Source organism: Janthinobacterium sp. SUN033 (genome assembly GCF_030397595.1).
GTDB classification, from domain to species: domain Bacteria; phylum Pseudomonadota; class Gammaproteobacteria; order Burkholderiales; family Burkholderiaceae_D; genus Janthinobacterium; species Janthinobacterium kumbetense.
In genome coordinates, this window is record NZ_JAPQNV010000006.1 from 164,213 (window position 1) to 179,229 (window position 15,017).

At 65.9% G+C, this 15,017-nt stretch carries 13 protein-coding genes and 1 pseudogene; 7 read left to right on the plus strand and 7 right to left on the minus strand.

All coding sequences use genetic code 11. From position 1 onward, the window contains the following. Positions 1-26: 26 nt before the first annotated feature. The 3 genes from OX460_RS24100 to OX460_RS24110 all read left to right on the plus strand — a co-directional run bounded on the left by OX460_RS24100 (position 27) and on the right by OX460_RS24110 (position 4,397). Positions 27-1,214: an MFS transporter gene (locus OX460_RS24100; RefSeq protein ID WP_289900168.1), complete on the plus strand. Its 1,188-nt coding sequence runs from the start codon at positions 27-29 to the stop codon at positions 1,212-1,214. Positions 1,215-1,254: 40 nt separating this feature from the next. Further along, complete coding sequence (locus OX460_RS24105) at positions 1,255-1,848, plus strand: SMI1/KNR4 family protein (RefSeq protein ID WP_289900169.1); 594 nt, start codon at positions 1,255-1,257, stop codon at positions 1,846-1,848. A gap of 230 nt (positions 1,849-2,078) precedes the next feature. Further along, positions 2,079-4,397 carry an NADP-dependent malic enzyme gene (locus OX460_RS24110; RefSeq protein ID WP_289900170.1) on the plus strand — a complete coding sequence of 773 codons (2,319 nt, stop codon included), beginning with the start codon at positions 2,079-2,081 and terminating at the stop codon, positions 4,395-4,397. 53 nt (positions 4,398-4,450) lie between these two features. Here the strand turns inward: OX460_RS24110 and OX460_RS24115 are convergent, their stop codons facing one another. The 4 genes from OX460_RS24115 to OX460_RS24130 form a co-directional block, all read right to left on the minus strand. Further along, positions 4,451-5,320, minus strand: coding sequence for a hypothetical protein (locus OX460_RS24115; RefSeq protein ID WP_289900171.1), 870 nt, complete (start codon positions 5,318-5,320; stop codon positions 4,451-4,453). A 69-nt stretch (positions 5,321-5,389) separates the two neighbouring features. After that, the gene (locus OX460_RS24120; protein WP_099666390.1) at positions 5,390-6,226 is read right to left on the minus strand and encodes a universal stress protein; all 837 of its coding nucleotides are present in this window, start codon (positions 6,224-6,226) and stop codon (positions 5,390-5,392) included. Between the two features lie 312 nt (positions 6,227-6,538). Then, positions 6,539-7,552, minus strand: a complete 1,014-nt coding sequence (locus tag OX460_RS24125; RefSeq protein WP_289900172.1) for an HD domain-containing phosphohydrolase — start codon at positions 7,550-7,552, stop codon at positions 6,539-6,541. Further along, positions 7,549-10,899: an MHYT domain-containing protein gene (locus OX460_RS24130; RefSeq protein WP_289900173.1), complete on the minus strand. Its 3,351-nt coding sequence runs from the start codon at positions 10,897-10,899 to the stop codon at positions 7,549-7,551. Before OX460_RS24130 ends, OX460_RS24125 begins: the two co-directional genes overlap by 4 nt. Positions 10,900-11,196: 297 nt before the next feature. On the opposite strand from OX460_RS24130, the gene OX460_RS24135 reads away from it, so the two are divergent. Beyond that, entirely contained in the window at positions 11,197-12,003 is an 807-nt protein-coding gene (locus OX460_RS24135) for a class I SAM-dependent methyltransferase (RefSeq protein WP_289900174.1), read from the plus strand. Between the two features lie 3 nt (positions 12,004-12,006). Here the strand turns inward: OX460_RS24135 and OX460_RS24140 are convergent, their stop codons facing one another. The 3 genes from OX460_RS24140 to OX460_RS24150 all read right to left on the minus strand — a co-directional run bounded on the left by OX460_RS24140 (position 12,007) and on the right by OX460_RS24150 (position 13,742). Beyond that, a complete protein-coding gene (locus OX460_RS24140) occupies positions 12,007-12,507 on the minus strand; it encodes a hypothetical protein (protein ID WP_289900175.1) in 501 nt (166 codons plus the stop codon). 64 nt (positions 12,508-12,571) lie between these two features. Next, entirely contained in the window at positions 12,572-13,318 is a 747-nt protein-coding gene (locus OX460_RS24145) for a M56 family metallopeptidase (RefSeq protein ID WP_289900176.1), read from the minus strand. Positions 13,319-13,325: 7 nt separating this feature from the next. Further along, positions 13,326-13,742, minus strand: a complete 417-nt coding sequence (locus OX460_RS24150; protein WP_180278681.1) for a GNAT family N-acetyltransferase — start codon at positions 13,740-13,742, stop codon at positions 13,326-13,328. Positions 13,743-13,889: 147 nt separating this feature from the next. Between OX460_RS24150 and OX460_RS24155 the strand changes: the two genes are divergently transcribed. From OX460_RS24155 to OX460_RS24165, 3 genes and pseudogenes are all read left to right on the plus strand, one after another. Continuing rightward, complete coding sequence (locus tag OX460_RS24155; RefSeq protein WP_289900177.1) at positions 13,890-14,282, plus strand: Imm10 family immunity protein; 393 nt, start codon at positions 13,890-13,892, stop codon at positions 14,280-14,282. Positions 14,283-14,350: 68 nt separating this feature from the next. Further along, positions 14,351-14,929, plus strand: a complete 579-nt coding sequence (locus OX460_RS24160) for an NnrU family protein (RefSeq protein ID WP_289900178.1) — start codon at positions 14,351-14,353, stop codon at positions 14,927-14,929. Beyond that, positions 14,930-15,016: pseudogene (locus OX460_RS24165) on the plus strand (GNAT family N-acetyltransferase); the annotation flags it as partial. It abuts the gene before it with no gap. Position 15,017 lies beyond the last annotated feature (1 nt).

Consider the following 15,017-nt stretch of genomic DNA (forward strand, 5'->3'; position numbering starts at 1 on the left):
CCCAGCGAGGCAAGGACTACTCTCCCATGCCATCCGCACGCCCCGTCTCTTCCCCGCTTCCCTCGTCCGCCCTGGTGGTGGCCGCCATCATCCTGCTGGGCCTGAACCTGCGGCCCATCCTGGCCGCCATCGGCCCCTTGCTGGACAGCATCCAGGCCGGCACGGGCCTCAGCAATGCTGACGCGGGCTTGCTCACCACCGTGCCCGTGTTCGCCATGGGCGTGTGCGCCTTGCTGGGCGCGCAGCTGCAGCGGCGCCTGGGCGTGGCGCGCGGCATCGGCATCGGCATCGCCATCATCGCCTGCGCCTGCGCGCTGCGCTGGCCCCTGCACGGCAGCGGCGGCCTGATCGCCACGGCGGCCCTGGGCGGCCTGGGCATCGCGCTGGTGCAGGCGCTGCTGCCCGCCTTCATCAAGCGCCATTTCCCCGCGCGGGCAGGGCAGCTGATGGGCTTTTATACGACGGGCATCATGGGCGGCGCGGCCATTGCCGCCGCCTCCGCTTCGCCCCTGGCGCAGTCGCTGGGGTGGCAGGCGCTGCTGGCCCTGTGGGCGCTGCCCGCCGTGGCGGCCGCGCTGCTGTGGCGCCGCGCATCGGCTTCGCGCGTGGACGTGGCCGGCGGCGGCGGCGCCAGCCTGCCCGTGGGCAGTGGCCGCGCCTGGCTGCTGATGGTGTTTTTCGGCATCGGCACGGGCGCCTACACGCTGGTGCTGGCCTGGCTGCCGCCGTTTTATACGGAACTGGGCTGGAGCGCGGCCGACAGCGGCTTGCTGCTGGGCGGCCTGACCCTGGTGGAAGTGCTGGCGGGACTGGTGCTTTCCAGCGTTATCCACCGCTTTCCCGACCGCCGCATCCTGCTGCTGTCTGTCCTGCTGGCCGTGCTGGCCGGCCTGGCTTGCCTGATCGTGGCGCCCGCGCAACTGGCGCTGCCCGCCGTGATATTCCTGGGCTGCGGCATCGGCTCTTTGTTTCCCCTGTCGCTGATCGTCAGCATGGACCATGTGACGGACCCGGCCGGCGCCGGCGCGCTGCTGGGCTTTGTGCAGGGCGGCGGCTACATCATCGCCAGCAGCATGCCCTTCATCGCCGGCCTGATCCGCCAGCATTCGTCCAGCCTGGCCCAGGCATGGATGGTGATGGCCGCCGGCGTCGTGGTCTTGTTGCTGATCGCCGTGCGCTTCGCGCCCGGCGCTCATCTGGCACCGTCGCGTTAGCGTGCGCTTGCCGGGTGCCGGCAGCTGCTATATTTCGCCCATGAACATCGTCGACCATTATTTGGCAGGCTTGCGCCAGGCCATGCCGCCCGAGCCGCTGGCGGAGCTGGCGCTGGCCAGCGGCGCCAGCGCGGCGCAACTGGCCAGCCTGCGCGAAACGTATCCGCTGTGCCCGGACAGCCTGCTGCGCTTGCTGGGCCAGTACAACGGCACCTATTATCAGAAGTATGCGGGCGGCACGGTGCTGGTATACATGCTGGGCTCGGACGTGTTCGAGTATCCGTATTACCTGAGCTCCGTCGAGCAGATCCTCAAGGACGGGCAGGCGAACCAGCGCAGCATCGCCGACATCTACGGCCATTACCTGGAAGACGATCCCGGCATCGTCGACGCCCGCATCGACGCCGGCATCAAGCAGGGCCAGCGCCTGTGTTTTTCGCATTGCATGAACAATGGCGGTTCGTCGCGGCTGTATATCGATTTCACGCCCACGGCGTCCGGCAAGGTGGGGCAGGTGGTGCGCTTCCTGCACGATCCCGACAGCTACCTGGTCATCGCCGACAGCTTCGACGCTTATCTGCAGATGCTGATCGATGACGAGTATGCCTTCTTGACCGATGAAAATTTCGACTAGATGCACCGTCGCCGCGCGCTGGCGGATGGTCATTATGAAAACTAATTGAAATCTAAAATTCGATAGTTTTTCCTGCTCAGGACGTTTGTGCCGCCGCACGGCCTTACAATGCTAGGTTATGCGTTTTCGTGATATCAGACTGTGGCTAGCGGAAAATACCTAGCTAATTGAAAGAATCGGTCTGATAAAATCCGGAACACCCGATCGACCAAACAGGAAGGCAGCACAGCATGGATTCGTCATCTGATAAAAAAGAAGAATTGCGTCAACAATTGCGCTTGGCCGCACTCGAGTATCACGAGTGCCCGCGCCCCGGCAAAATCAGCGTGACGCCGACCAAACAACTGACCAACCAGCGCGACCTGGCGCTGGCCTACTCGCCAGGCGTGGCCGCTCCCTGCGAAGAAATCGTCATCGATCCGGCGAATGCCTATAAATATACGGCGCGCGGCAACCTGGTGGCCGTCATCACCAACGGCACGGCCGTGCTGGGACTGGGCAATATCGGCCCGCTGGCCGCCAAGCCGGTGATGGAAGGCAAGGGCGTGCTGTTCAAGAAGTTCGCCGGCATCGACGTCTTCGACATCGAAATCAACGAGATGGACCCGGACAAGCTGGTCGACATCATCGCTTCGCTGGAACCGACCTTCGGCGGCGTGAACCTGGAAGACATCAAGGCGCCCGAGTGCTTCTACATCGAGCGCCAGCTGCGCGACCGCATGAAGATTCCCGTCTTCCATGACGACCAGCACGGCACCGCCATCATCGTCGGCGCGGCCATCCTGAACGGCTTGAAAGCCGTCGGCAAGAAAATCGAGGATTGCAAGCTGGTCGTGTCGGGCGCGGGCGCCGCGGCGCTGGCCTGCCTGGACCTGATCGTCGACCTGGGCTTCCCCCTGAAAAACATCTACGTCACCGACCTGGCCGGCGTCGTCTACAAGGGCCGCACGGAACTGATGGACCCGGACAAGGAACGCTTCGCGCAAGACACGCCGCTGCGCACCCTGGCCGAGATCATCCCGGACGCCGACATCTTCCTCGGCGTCTCCGCCGGCGGCGTGCTGAAGCAAGACATGGTGCGCAAGATGGCGCCGAACCCGCTGATCCTGGCGCTGGCCAACCCGAATCCGGAAATCCTGCCGGAAGAAGTCAAGGCCGTGCGCAGCGACGCCATCATCGCCACGGGCCGTTCGGACTATCCGAACCAGGTCAACAACGTGCTGTGCTTCCCGTACATCTTCCGCGGCGCCCTCGATTGCGGCGCTACCACCATCACGCGCGAGATGGAAATCGCCGTCGTGCACGCGATCGCCGACCTGGCGCATGCCGAGCAGTCCGACATCGTGGCCACCACCTACGGCATCAGCAACCTGTCGTTCGGTCCTGAATACCTGATCCCGATGCCGTTCGATCCCCGTTTGCTGATCAAGATCGCGCCGGCGGTCGCCAAGGCGGCCGAGGATTCGGGCGTCGCCACGCGTCCGATCAAGGACTTGCAAGCGTACGCGGACAGCCTGCAGCAATTCGTCTACCGCAGCGGCACCTTCATGAAGCCGCTGTTCCTGATGGCCAAATCCACGCCGGCCGAACTCAAACGCATCGTCTACGCCGAAGGCGAAGAAGAGCGCGTGCTGCGCGCCGTGCAAGTGGTGGTCGATGAAAAACTGGCGCGTCCCATCCTGGTCGGCCGCCCACCGGTACTCGAAGCGCGCATCCAGAAGTTCGGCCTGCGCCTCAAGCAAGGCGTCGACTTCGACGTCATCAACCCGGACTTCGACGAGCGCTATCGCGATTACTGGAATACGTACTACGCCATGACGAGCCGCAAAGGCGTCACCGAGGAATACGCTAAACTGGAAATGCGCCGCCGTCACACCCTGATCGGTTCGATGATGATCCACAAGGGCGACGCCGACGGCATGATCTGCGGCACCTTCGGCACCACCCAGCTGCACCTGAAATACATCGACCAGGTGCTGGGCAAGCGCGCCGGCAGCAATGTCTACGCCGCCATGAACGTGCTGATCATGCCGGAACGCCAGCTGGTGATGGTCGACACGCACGTCAATGAAAACCCGGACGCCGAGCAATTGGCCGAGATCACCATCATGGCCGCCGAAGAGATGACCCGTTTCGGCCTGTCGCCGCGCGCGGCCCTGCTGTCGCACTCGAACTTCGGTTCCAGCGACAGCGCCTCGGCGCAAAAGATGCGCGCCGCGCTGGCCATCATCAAGGAACGCGCGCCGGACCTGGAAATCGACGGCGAAATGCACGGCGATACGGCCCTCGACAGCAAGCTGCGCCAGAAAATCATGCCGAATTCGGCACTGAAGAACGACGCCAACCTGCTCGTCATGCCGAACATCGAATCGGCCAACATCGCCTACAACCTGGTGAAGACGGCGGCCGGCAACGGCATCGCCGTCGGTCCGATCCTGCTCGGTTGCGCCAAGCCCGTGCACATCCTGACGCCATCGGCCACCGTGCGCCGCATCGTCAACATGACGGCCCTGTGCGTCGTCGACGCCGTGGCGCAGCGCAAAGCCTAAGGTTTTAGCTGCCGCCTGAAAGCCGCGCCATCCGCAAGGAGGCGCGGCTTTTTTTACATGGGCGGCACGGGCAGGGCCGCGGCGGGCGGATGGCGGCGCAGGTAGTAATGGCGGTACAGCATGATCTCGCCCCATACCAGCAGCAGCGCCGCCAGCGCGAACAGGCCCAGCGTGATCTTGAGCGAATTGAAATAGGCGCCGGCTTGCCGTTTGATGGCGTCGATGAAAATCATCGGCACTGACTTGTCGAGTTTGCTGAAGTCGGCATGGCGCGCCACGTCGGTGGTCAGGCGCACGGCCAGGTCGGTGCCCAGCGCGGCCAGCTCGCCCGTCGCCTGGCCACGGAAGTTGGCGCCCTTGAGCGCTTCGCCGAGCAGGCCGACCCTGGCGATCAGCTGTTCCTGCAGCACCTGCGTCAGCAGCACGCTGCCGCGGCGCAGAATGAATTCATTGATCCAGCGCGCCTTGCTGCGTTCCCAGTAGCTGCTGGACGTGGGCTGGTAATACATGCCTTGCACGAACGGTTCCAGCAGGCTGCGCACGCTGATGGGCTGGCCCGGGGCGATCAGCTTGACCTGCTGTTCCAGGTAGACGCGCAGCGCCGGCATCTGCGCCTCGACCACGGGCTGCAAGTCGCGCTCGAGGGCCTGGTTGACCACGCGGTGCACGCTGTGCACGGCGCCAAACCCGGCACCGAGGAGCGGCAGCGCGAGCAGGATCAGTACATAGCTGAGCTTGGCGGCCACATGCCAGGCGCGGGGACGGCGCACCAGCAGGCATTTTCTGGCCAGCTGGTAGCAGATGCCGAGCGCCAGCACGAAGCCGGCCGCGCTGCACAGCAGCATCCACGGCAGGGCGGTCCACAGCAGTTCGCCGCCGAACGGCGCCAGGCTATTGCCCCAATTGAGGAGTTGTTGGTTCATGTACATTGCTTTGATATGGATAAACAGGCAAGTATACCCATTGTGCAACGACATGGAGCGCGCTTGGTGTCAGTGCGCCATCAGCACCGGCAAGGTCATCTGGCGCAGCACGGTTTCCGTCACGCCGCCCAGCAGGATTTCGCGGAAGCGCGCGTGGCCGTAGCCGCCCATCACCAGCAAGTCCGCATGCACTTCGGCGGCCATGGCCAGCAGCGCCGCGCCGATGTCGCCCGTGGCGACGGCCGGGCGCACTTCGACGGGCACGCCATGGCGGCTCAGGTAGGCGGCGATGTCGGCGCCCGGATGGCGCGCCGGCTGCGCGTGGCCGACCGGCGGGTGCAGCAGGGCCAGCACCACCAGGCGCGCCGCGCGCAAGAGGGGCAAGGCGTGGCCGATGGCGCGCGTCGCTTCCATGCTGCCATCCCAGGCCACCACGACCGTGTTGTCCACCTGTGCGAACTGGCCGCTGCGCGGCACGATCAGCACGGGACGGGCCGCGTTCAGCATCACGTAGGGCACCAGGTCGCTCATGGCGCCGGGCAAGGCTTCGCTGTCGTCGTGCTGGCTCAGCACGGTCAGATCGCTGTAGCGGGCGCTGACGGCCATGCCGCCATCCTCGTCGTCTTCGATCAGGCGCCGCTCGAGCGAGGCGGCGCCGGCCTGGCGCGCCAGCGTCTCGAACTGGTCCAGCGCCTGTTCCGCTTGCCCGTGCAAGGCCGAAATCTGCGCCGCCACGGCGCCGCCGCGCATGCCGCGGTTGTTTTCCAGGGTAAAGCGCGACATGCCCGTCATGGCGGCGCCGATCAGGTGCGCCTGGTGCGCGTGCGCCAGCCGCGCCGCGATGGCGATGCGTTGCGGCGCATGGCGCGACAGGTCGGCGTGGACGAGGATGGATTTGTAAGCCATGTTGTCACTCGGTAGTCAGGATGGCAACAAGGCTAGAACGGCAACACGGGCAAGTCCAGCATTGCCGTGCTGGCCGGGGCTTTTCTTATGCTGGGCTTGATGTAAGTCAAAAAAAGAGAGGCCAGGGCCATCTGCAAGTGCGCAGCCAGGAAAGTGCAAGCTGTTTGATGTGCATCAAAATGCCCGCCCCAGCGCCAGCCATAATGGCATTGAACTCCTGGCCCCTCCAGTGGTCTGCATCGGCGCCGGCGCCATCTGTCCGGCACTTGCTTGTGTGACGCAACAACGCTGGCCGTGGCGGGAGTTCACTCTTCAAGCGGGCGCGAGGTGTTCCGCTTTCTCTGCCCAGCGCAGCCGGATGGCGTCGATGGCGGGCAGTTCCCCGACAAACAGGTCGACCAGCCGCGCATCGAAATGGCTGCCTTGTTGCGCTTGCAGATAGCCCACGGCGTCCGTCACCGACCACGCGCGCTTGTACGGGCGCACCGAGGTCAGCGCGTCGAACACGTCCGCCACGGCGACGATGCGCCCCGCCAGCGGGATCGCTTCGCCTGCCAAGCCGTTCGGGTAACCGCTGCCATCCCATTTTTCATGGTGCGACACGGCGATGGCGCGCGCCAGCGCCAGCATGCCGCCTTCCGCATGTTCGCCGATGATGTCGCCGCCGATGCGCGCATGCGTCTGCATGATGGTCCATTCGTCCGCGTCGAGCTTGCCCGGCTTTTGCAGGATGCGGTCGGGGATGCCGATCTTGCCCACGTCGTGCATGGGCGCCGCGTGCAGCAGGTCGTCTGCGGCGGCCTCGTCCATGCCGACGGCCACGCCCAGCAGGCGCGCGTAATGGCTCATGCGGATCACGTGCAAGCCTGTTTCATTGTCCTTGTATTCGGCCGCCAGGCCCAGGCGCTGGACGATCTGCAGCCGCGTTTCCTTCAATTCATCGATGCGCACCAGCGACAGGTGCGTGCGCACGCGGGCGCGCACGATGGCGGGGCTGAGCGGCTTGGTGATGTAATCGACGGCGCCCGCCTCAAAACCGCTCAGTTCGTCGCGCATGTCGTTCAGGGCCGTGACGAAAATGACGGGGATGGCGGCCGTCAGCGGCGCGGCCTTCAGCTGGCGGCAGGCGTCGTGGCCGCTCATGCCGGGCATCATCACGTCGAGCAGGATCAGGGCCGGGCGCTCCTGCTGCGCCAGTGCCAGCGCCCGCGCGCCATCCTTGGCGAACAGCAGCGCATAGTCGTTCTGCAAGATCTGGCGCAGCAATTGCAAATTGGCCGCCTCATCGTCGACGATGAGAATCACGGGCCTGGCTGGTGCATTCATGGGGACTCCGGGGCGTAGGTGTGCAGCAAGTCGTGCAGCAGCGACTGTGCTTGGGGGAAATCAAAGTCGTCGATGGCATGCAGCAGCGGCGCCAGCGCGTCCGCTTGCGCGCCCATGGCGTGCTGCAACTGTGCTTGCGCCGCGTCATCGAGTTCGCCGCGCCGCAAGGCGCTTAACAGGGCAGTGGCCGCTTGCCGGACGGCGGGCGCGTCGATGGCCGCCGCCGTTGCCGCCGGCAAGACAGGCGGCGCCAGCCGGGCGATGGCAGCCAAGGCCGCCGGCCATTGCGTCAGCAGGGCGCCCAGGATTTCGTCGAGCTGCTGCGCCGTGGCGGGACCGGGACCGGCGCAGCATTGCTCCAGCGCCGCCAGGCTGGCGGCCAGTTGCTCCAGTCCCAGGTTGGCGGCCACGCCGCGCAGTTGGTGGCTGTGCGACAAGAGCGCCGCGTGGTCGCGCGCCTCGATGGCGGCCAGCAGGACGGGCGGCAGGCGCGGATGCTCGCGTCCGAAACGGGCCAGCGCCGCGCGGTAGGCGCTGTCGTTGCCGGCCCAGCGCTGCAGGGCGCCCGCATGGTGCAGCACCCGTCCGCCAGCGGGGGGCGGCGCGAGGCTATCGTCGGCCGGGTCCGCCGCCAGGCCCAGCACGCGCGCGATTTCCAGCGCCAGCGCCTGCCATTCGACGGGTTTGGTGGCGAAACCGTCCATGCCGGCCGCCCGCGCCGCCTTGCGGTGCGCCTCGAGCACGCTGGCCGTCATGGCGATCACGGGCACGCGCGGGCGTCCGTCGCGCAGGGCGGCGGCACGGATGGCTTGCGTGGCGGCCAGGCCATCCATGTGCGGCATTTGCAAGTCCAGCAGCAGCACGTCGAAGTCATCCTGCTGCGCCAGCTGCAAGGCTTGCGCGCCATCGCCGGCCGTGACCACCGTGTGGCCACGCTTGCCCAGCAGTAAGCTCAGCAGTTCCAGGTTTTGCGGCACGTCGTCGGCGGCCAGCACGCGCAGGGGCGGCAGGCGCACGCTGCGTCGTTCGCTGGCGGGCAGCGCCGCCTGGCGCGCCGGCAGCAAGGGCAGCATGACGTGGAACACGCTGCCGTGCGGCAAGGCGGCATCGGCCCAGATGCGCCCCTGCATCAGGGTCACCAGCTGCCGGCTGATGGTGGTGCCCAGGCCCGTGCCGCCGAAGCGCCGCGTGGTCGAGGCGTCCGCTTGCACGAACGGGTCAAAAATGGCGTCGCGCCGTTCCGCGGGGATGCCGATGCCGCTGTCCTGCACCAGCAGGTGCAGCTGGCCATCGTCGCGGCGCGCCGCCAGGCTGACGACGCCGCCGGGCGTGAACTTGATGGCGTTGTCGAGCAGGTTGCCCAGCACTTGCCGCATGCGCAATTCGTCGCCATGCAGCATGGCCGGCAGTTGCGGGTCGTACTGCACCTCCATGCGCAAGCCCTTGGCGCGCGCATGGATGCCATACGTGGACGCCAGCTCGTCGACCAGCGCCAGCAGGCTGTAGTCGCGCAATTCCAGCGCCACGGCGCCCTTGTCCAGCTTGGCAGTATCGAGCACTTCGTTGAGCAGGCGCAACAGCGAGCGGCCGGACTGGCGTACGGTATCGAGGTGGCGCCGCTGCTCGGGCGCCAGCGGCGAGTCGAGCAGCACATCGGTAAAACCGAGGATGGAATTCATCGGCGTGCGGATTTCATGGCTCATGTTGGCGACAAAGCTGGCCCGCGTGGCGGCCGCCAGCTCCGCTTTTTCCTTGGCCATGCGCAAGTCTTCCTCCATTTGCCGCCGTTCGCTGATGTCGAGGATGACGCCGTCGACCCAGCGCACGGCGCCTGCCGCGTCATGCACGACGGTGCCCCGCTCCCACAGCCAGCGCGCCGTGCCGTCCGCATGCAGCAGCCGGTATTCGAGCAGGTAGGGCTCGCCGCTGGCGACGCTGCGGTTGAAGACGTCGATGACGTAGGCGCGCTCTTCGCTGGCGATCAGGCCCGTGATGGTGCGGCGCGGCGCGGCGCCGAGAAAGTCGGCGGGCGGATAGCCGGTGATGGCTTCCACGCCGTCGCTGATGAACAGCATGGGCTGGTTTTCCGCCGTGGTGCAGCGAAAGGCGATGCCGGGCAGATTGCCGATCAGCGAGCGCAACTGCTGCTCGCTTTCGCGCAGGGCGGCCAGCATGGCGCGCCGTTCGCTGATGTCCGTAATGAACAGCACATATAAATCCTGGTCGGCCAGGCGCGCGCTGGCCATCGAGCGCTGCACGGCGACCGGTACTCCATCCTTGCGCAGGTAGACGATTTCTTCGCTGGTGTGGACCGCCTCGCCTTCGCCCGTGCGCAGGTAGTGCAGCAGGCCCTGCTGTTCCGACTGGCGCACGTCGCTGACCAGCAGGCTGACGTGGCGTCCGACAATTTCCGCCGACCGCCAGCCGAGGATGCGCTCGGCGGCGCCGTTGAAGTCGACGATGCTGCCATGCCGGTCGATGGTGATGACGCCGTCGACCGTGCTCGTCAACAGCGACCGCGTCCAGTGTTCGCTCTGATTCAGGTGGCGAAACAGTTCGCGGTAGCGCAAGATGCCCACGGCCGAGGCGACGAGGATCGTCAGGGCGATGGTCAGCAGGGTCACGCTGATCACCAGCATGGGCCGGTTGGCATCGGCATCATTACCTGGGGGAATCGTCCCCACGAAGCGGGCGGCTTGCATGCCCATGTAATGCATCCCGGCAATCGCGCAACCCATGACGCCGGCGCTGATCAAGGTGCGCCGCGAGGCAGACACGCGGCCGCTCCAGCCGCGCAGGCCGAAGCGTATCCACAGGGCCACGGTGGCCAGCGCCACGGCAACGACGAGCGACAGCGCGAACAGCAGCGGCTCGTAGCGCAGCGACAGGCCCATGCGCATGGCGTGCATGCCCGTGTAATGCATGGCGCCGATGCCCAGGCCCACCAGCAAGCCGCTCCTGAGCAGCAGCGGCGCCGTGACGGCGCGCCGGCTGATGGTGGCCAGGGCCACGAACGAGGCCGCCACGCTGGGCACGATGGACAGCAAGGTCAGGCCCGGATCGTAGGCGACGCTGGTGCCCAGCTCGAAGGCCAGCATGCCGATGAAATGCATGGCCCACACGCCGCAGCCCAGCGCCAGGCTGCCGGCCAGCAGGCACAGCAAGTGCAAGCGGCGGCTGATGCTCGCCTGCGCGCGGCTGTACGCCGTCATCTGGAAGGCCATCCACGAAGTGAAAATGGCGATCACTAGCGACAGCAGCACCAGGCCCGGCGCATGCTGGCCGTGGTGCAGCTGGGCCGGATCGGCGGGAAGGTGGAACAGGTGCTGGACGCTGGCAGGTATCATCGTGGGCAGGCAAAGAGAGCGTCGTGGCGCTGAAAACAGGATCGGGGCCGGCCATCGCTGCGGGTGGCCGATGCAAATGACCTTACCAGATTTCTGGAAACAAATATCTTATTTGTAATTATTTTCTCTGTCGTGCAAGCCGTGCGCAGGCGGAAAAGTGGCGCGTATGCCTCGCCGCACCAAGGGAATGGCGGTGCGGGCGAAGAAGTTTCCATCAGGAATTGTGTGGTTTTTTTGCAAAGTGCGACGTCTTGCCGGGCGTCATGCTACATTCGCGTCCTGCTTTTTTCTGAAAGGATGACGATGCCTTTAGGTAACAACTTCTTGCGGCATAATCAGCAAGCCTGGGATGCCCAGGCGACCCGGAACAGTCCCTGGTCGCAGCCCGTCGACAGCGCCACCATCGCCGCAGCGCGCGCCGGACAGTGGCTCATCCACCTGACGCCCGGTCCCTTGCCGGCAGGCTGGCTGGATGACGTGCGTGGCAAGCGCATCCTGTGCCTGGCCGGTGCCGGCGGGCAACAGGCGCCCGTGCTGGCGGCCGCCGGCGCGCACGTGACCGTTTTTGATCTGTCTGAGCAGCAATTGGCGCAAGACCGCATGGTGGCCGAGCGCGACGGCTTGCAACTGGCCACCGTGCAGGGCGACATGCGCGACCTGGCCTGCTTCGCCGACGCCAGCTTCGATGTCATCGTCCATCCCGTGTCGAACCAGTACGTGCCCGATATCGCCCCCGTGTGGCGCGAATGCGCGCGCGTGCTGGCGGACGGTGGCGTGCTGTTGAGCAGTTTCTTCAACCCGGCCGTGTTCATCGGCGACCGCGACCCGCAATGGGCAAAACAGGGCTTGATACGGCCCCGTTTCGTGCTGCCGTACTCGGATGTGGAGGATATGGATGCCGATGCGCTGGCGGCGCGCATGGAAAGGGGCGAGCCACTGATCTTCGGCCACGGCCTGGACAGCCAGATCGGCGGCCAGCTGGCGGCCGGCTTCATGCTGGCGGGATACCACGAGGAAATGCATCCCCACCCGCGCTTTGAAATTGAAAAATACCTGCCCAGCTTTATCGCCACGCGCGCCGTCAGGCTGGCGCGCGCGGGATAGCGTTTAGTTGTAGGGCTGCAAGTCCAGCCAGACGGCATACGACAGGCGCTTGCCATTCCACAGTCCACCGCCGCGGATGACGGCGTCGCACGAGGTCAGCTGGCCCACCAGGTCCATGCGGCCCAGGTTGCGGCGCAGGCGCAGCGCGTCGTTGTGCGACAGGTAGCCGACCAGCTGGCCATCGATGAAGACGGCGATGGCCTTGTCCTGGAACGGGTTGGCGTCGTCGCAGACGAGCAGGGCCAGGCATTTCTCTTCCGCATTGCCGGGACCGTGCTCGCCGGCCAGTTTGGCGATGGCGGGCTGGTACATCGATTCGTTTTCCACTTCCGACGCAAAGCGCCCCTCATCGGTCCAGTGATGCGCGGGGGCGCCCGCAGGAATCGCCGGCACGTACTCGCGCACCGACATGAGCGGCTTGTGCAGCGGTTTGGCGGGCGTGCGGCCGCTGAAGACGTAGTACAGCAGGGCGATGACGATCACGATGGCAAGCAGGTAAAGCATGGTATCTCTCTGATTTCTGAAGGGGAAGCCGGTGGCGCGGGCGCATTGCGCGGCGTTGCCGCTACTATAGCAAGTTCGCCGCCCGGTTCCGGGTAAATCTGGCCATCAGGCGGCGCCGCCGGCGCAGTGCGCGCGGGTCGTTCAGCACGATGGGCGAGGCGCCCGTCAGCCCCGAATAATACTGGCCGTGCTGGCGCAGGACGATGGCGTAGTCGCGCAGCGCGTGGCTCTGCGCCAGCATGCGCGCGTCGCAATCGACTTCGATGGCAAAGCGCAGCCGGTGCAACTGCCACCACAGGGACACATTCCACGGCATGAGAATAATCAAGGCGTACGCCACGGCCAGCAGCTGCGGGTCGCGCGCGGCCAGCCGGCATTGGGCGTGCGCCAGCAGCAGTGCCTGTTGCTGGGACGAAATCAATCGCAGCCAGACGGGCATCACGATGCGCGGCCGCAGCAGTCCCGCCACGCAGGGGCCGATGCCGCCGCTCAAGTACACGGGCGTGCCCAGCAACGATGTTTTCTGCCAGCGGCGCTGGTGCGACAGCAGCCAGACGCTGCGCAGCGCCAGCAGCAGCAACATGCCGCTCGATAGCATGAACCAGCCCAGTTTCAGCTGCGCCTGTTCCGCCGGCATGGCCGCCAGCACGCCGGGCAGCCATGCCAGGGGCACGATGGCGGACGCGGCGATGGCCGCCAGCCACAGCCAGCGCGTCGTGCGCCCGCGCCTTTGCTGCGTGCGCTCGGCGCGCCAGGCGGCGGCGCTCAACAGCAGCGCCAGCGCCATGGTGCACAGCAGCCAGGCCGGCATCGGGCGCCTAGCGCTTCAGCGCCATGCCGACGGAGGCGGGCGCCGTGTGCTTGAAACCGAACTGCGCGTACAGGTCTTGCGCCTGGCCATCGGCGATCAGGCTGACATACGCGCTTTCCGGCACGTCGCGATCGATGAACTGGCGGATTTCGCGCATGATCAGCTTGCCCAATCCCTTGCCCTGGTGGGCCGGCAGCACGGCGATATCGACGACCTGGAAGAAGCAGCCGCCATCGCCGATGATGCGGCCCATGCCCACCACCTCGTCGCCATGCAGCACTTGCACGGCAAACAGGGAATTCGGCAAGCCCCTGGCCGCGGCATCCGTGGTTTTCGCGCTCAGGCCGGCGGTGACGCGCAGGTGCTGGTAGGTGGCGATGGATGGGATGGCCAGGCGGGTGGTGTAGGGCGATGCTGCGGTCAAGGCGGTCTCCTGTAGAAATAGTTTGGAGCGGCAATTATAGGCGGCGATGGATTTTCGTGACGGCAGGCTTTATTCATCGCGCCCTATGTCGTCCGTGCCGCTTTTGCGCTATGGTGGCGCCATCCCCATATTTGTTGAAAGCACGCCATGTCCGCAGGATTTACCGCCACCGAATTGTCCGTCATCAATGAAGACGACGCCCTGATCACCACCCTGGCCGCGCCAGCCGGCAAAGGCGAGCCCGTCTACCTGATGCTGCAGCGCGCCGACGAGTATGACGAGCAGGACGTGGCCATGGGCATGGACGAGCCCTACATCGAATATGGCGGCCAGGAATTTGCCTGGTACGGCCACATGCACGCCGTCATCCTGCATCCGAACCGTTTGTCCGTGCAGATGGATGCCGAGGCCGCCATGCAGATGGACGACGACGGCCAGATCGACGTGCGTTTCAACTTGACGCCGGAGCGCTACGTCCAGCTGCAGCAGGCGTTGCGCACCACGTTCGAGGGCTGCGACTACTATCGCGAAGAACGTTGATCTGCGCGGACGCCGCCGGCCATGATGTCGGGTATGCTGGATAGAGGATATGGACTGGGGAGTGGACGATGACGGTGCTGATACTCGGTTTGCTGCTGTTCCTGGGCTTGCACTCGGTGCGCATCGTCGCTGACGGCTGGCGCAGCGCCCAGCTGGCGCGCCTCGGCGAAAAGCGCTGGAAGGGCCTGTATTCGCTCGTGGCGTTCGTCGGGCTGGGCCTGATCATCTGGGGTTACGCCCTGGCGCGCCAGCAGCCGCAAGTGCTGTGGTCGCCGCCCATGGGCTTGCGCCACGCCAGCGCCCTGCTGATGCTGTTCTCGCTGATTTTATTGGCGGCGGCCAATGTGCCGCGCAACCATATCAAGACCCTGGTGCACCACCCCATGTTGCTGGGCACGCAATTCTGGGCCGTAGCGCATCTGCTGGCCAACGGCAACGTGGCCGACGTGCTGCTGTTCGGCGGCTTTCTCGTCTGGTCGTCAGTCGATCTGTATGCCGCCGTGCAACGCGACCGCGCGGCCGGCGTGGCGTACGAGGGCGGCACCATGGCAGGCACCCTGATCGCGGTCGGCGCGGGCTGTGCGCTGTGGCTGCTGCTGGCGTTCTGGCTGCACGGCGTGCTGTTTGGCGTGCGGCCGTTTGGATAGCCGGACGGGCGCAAATGCAATTCCGTGCGTTTCAGCATTATCGATACGGAGTGGGCGGCGGTGAAGGCGGGCCTGGAGGGCAGGCTGC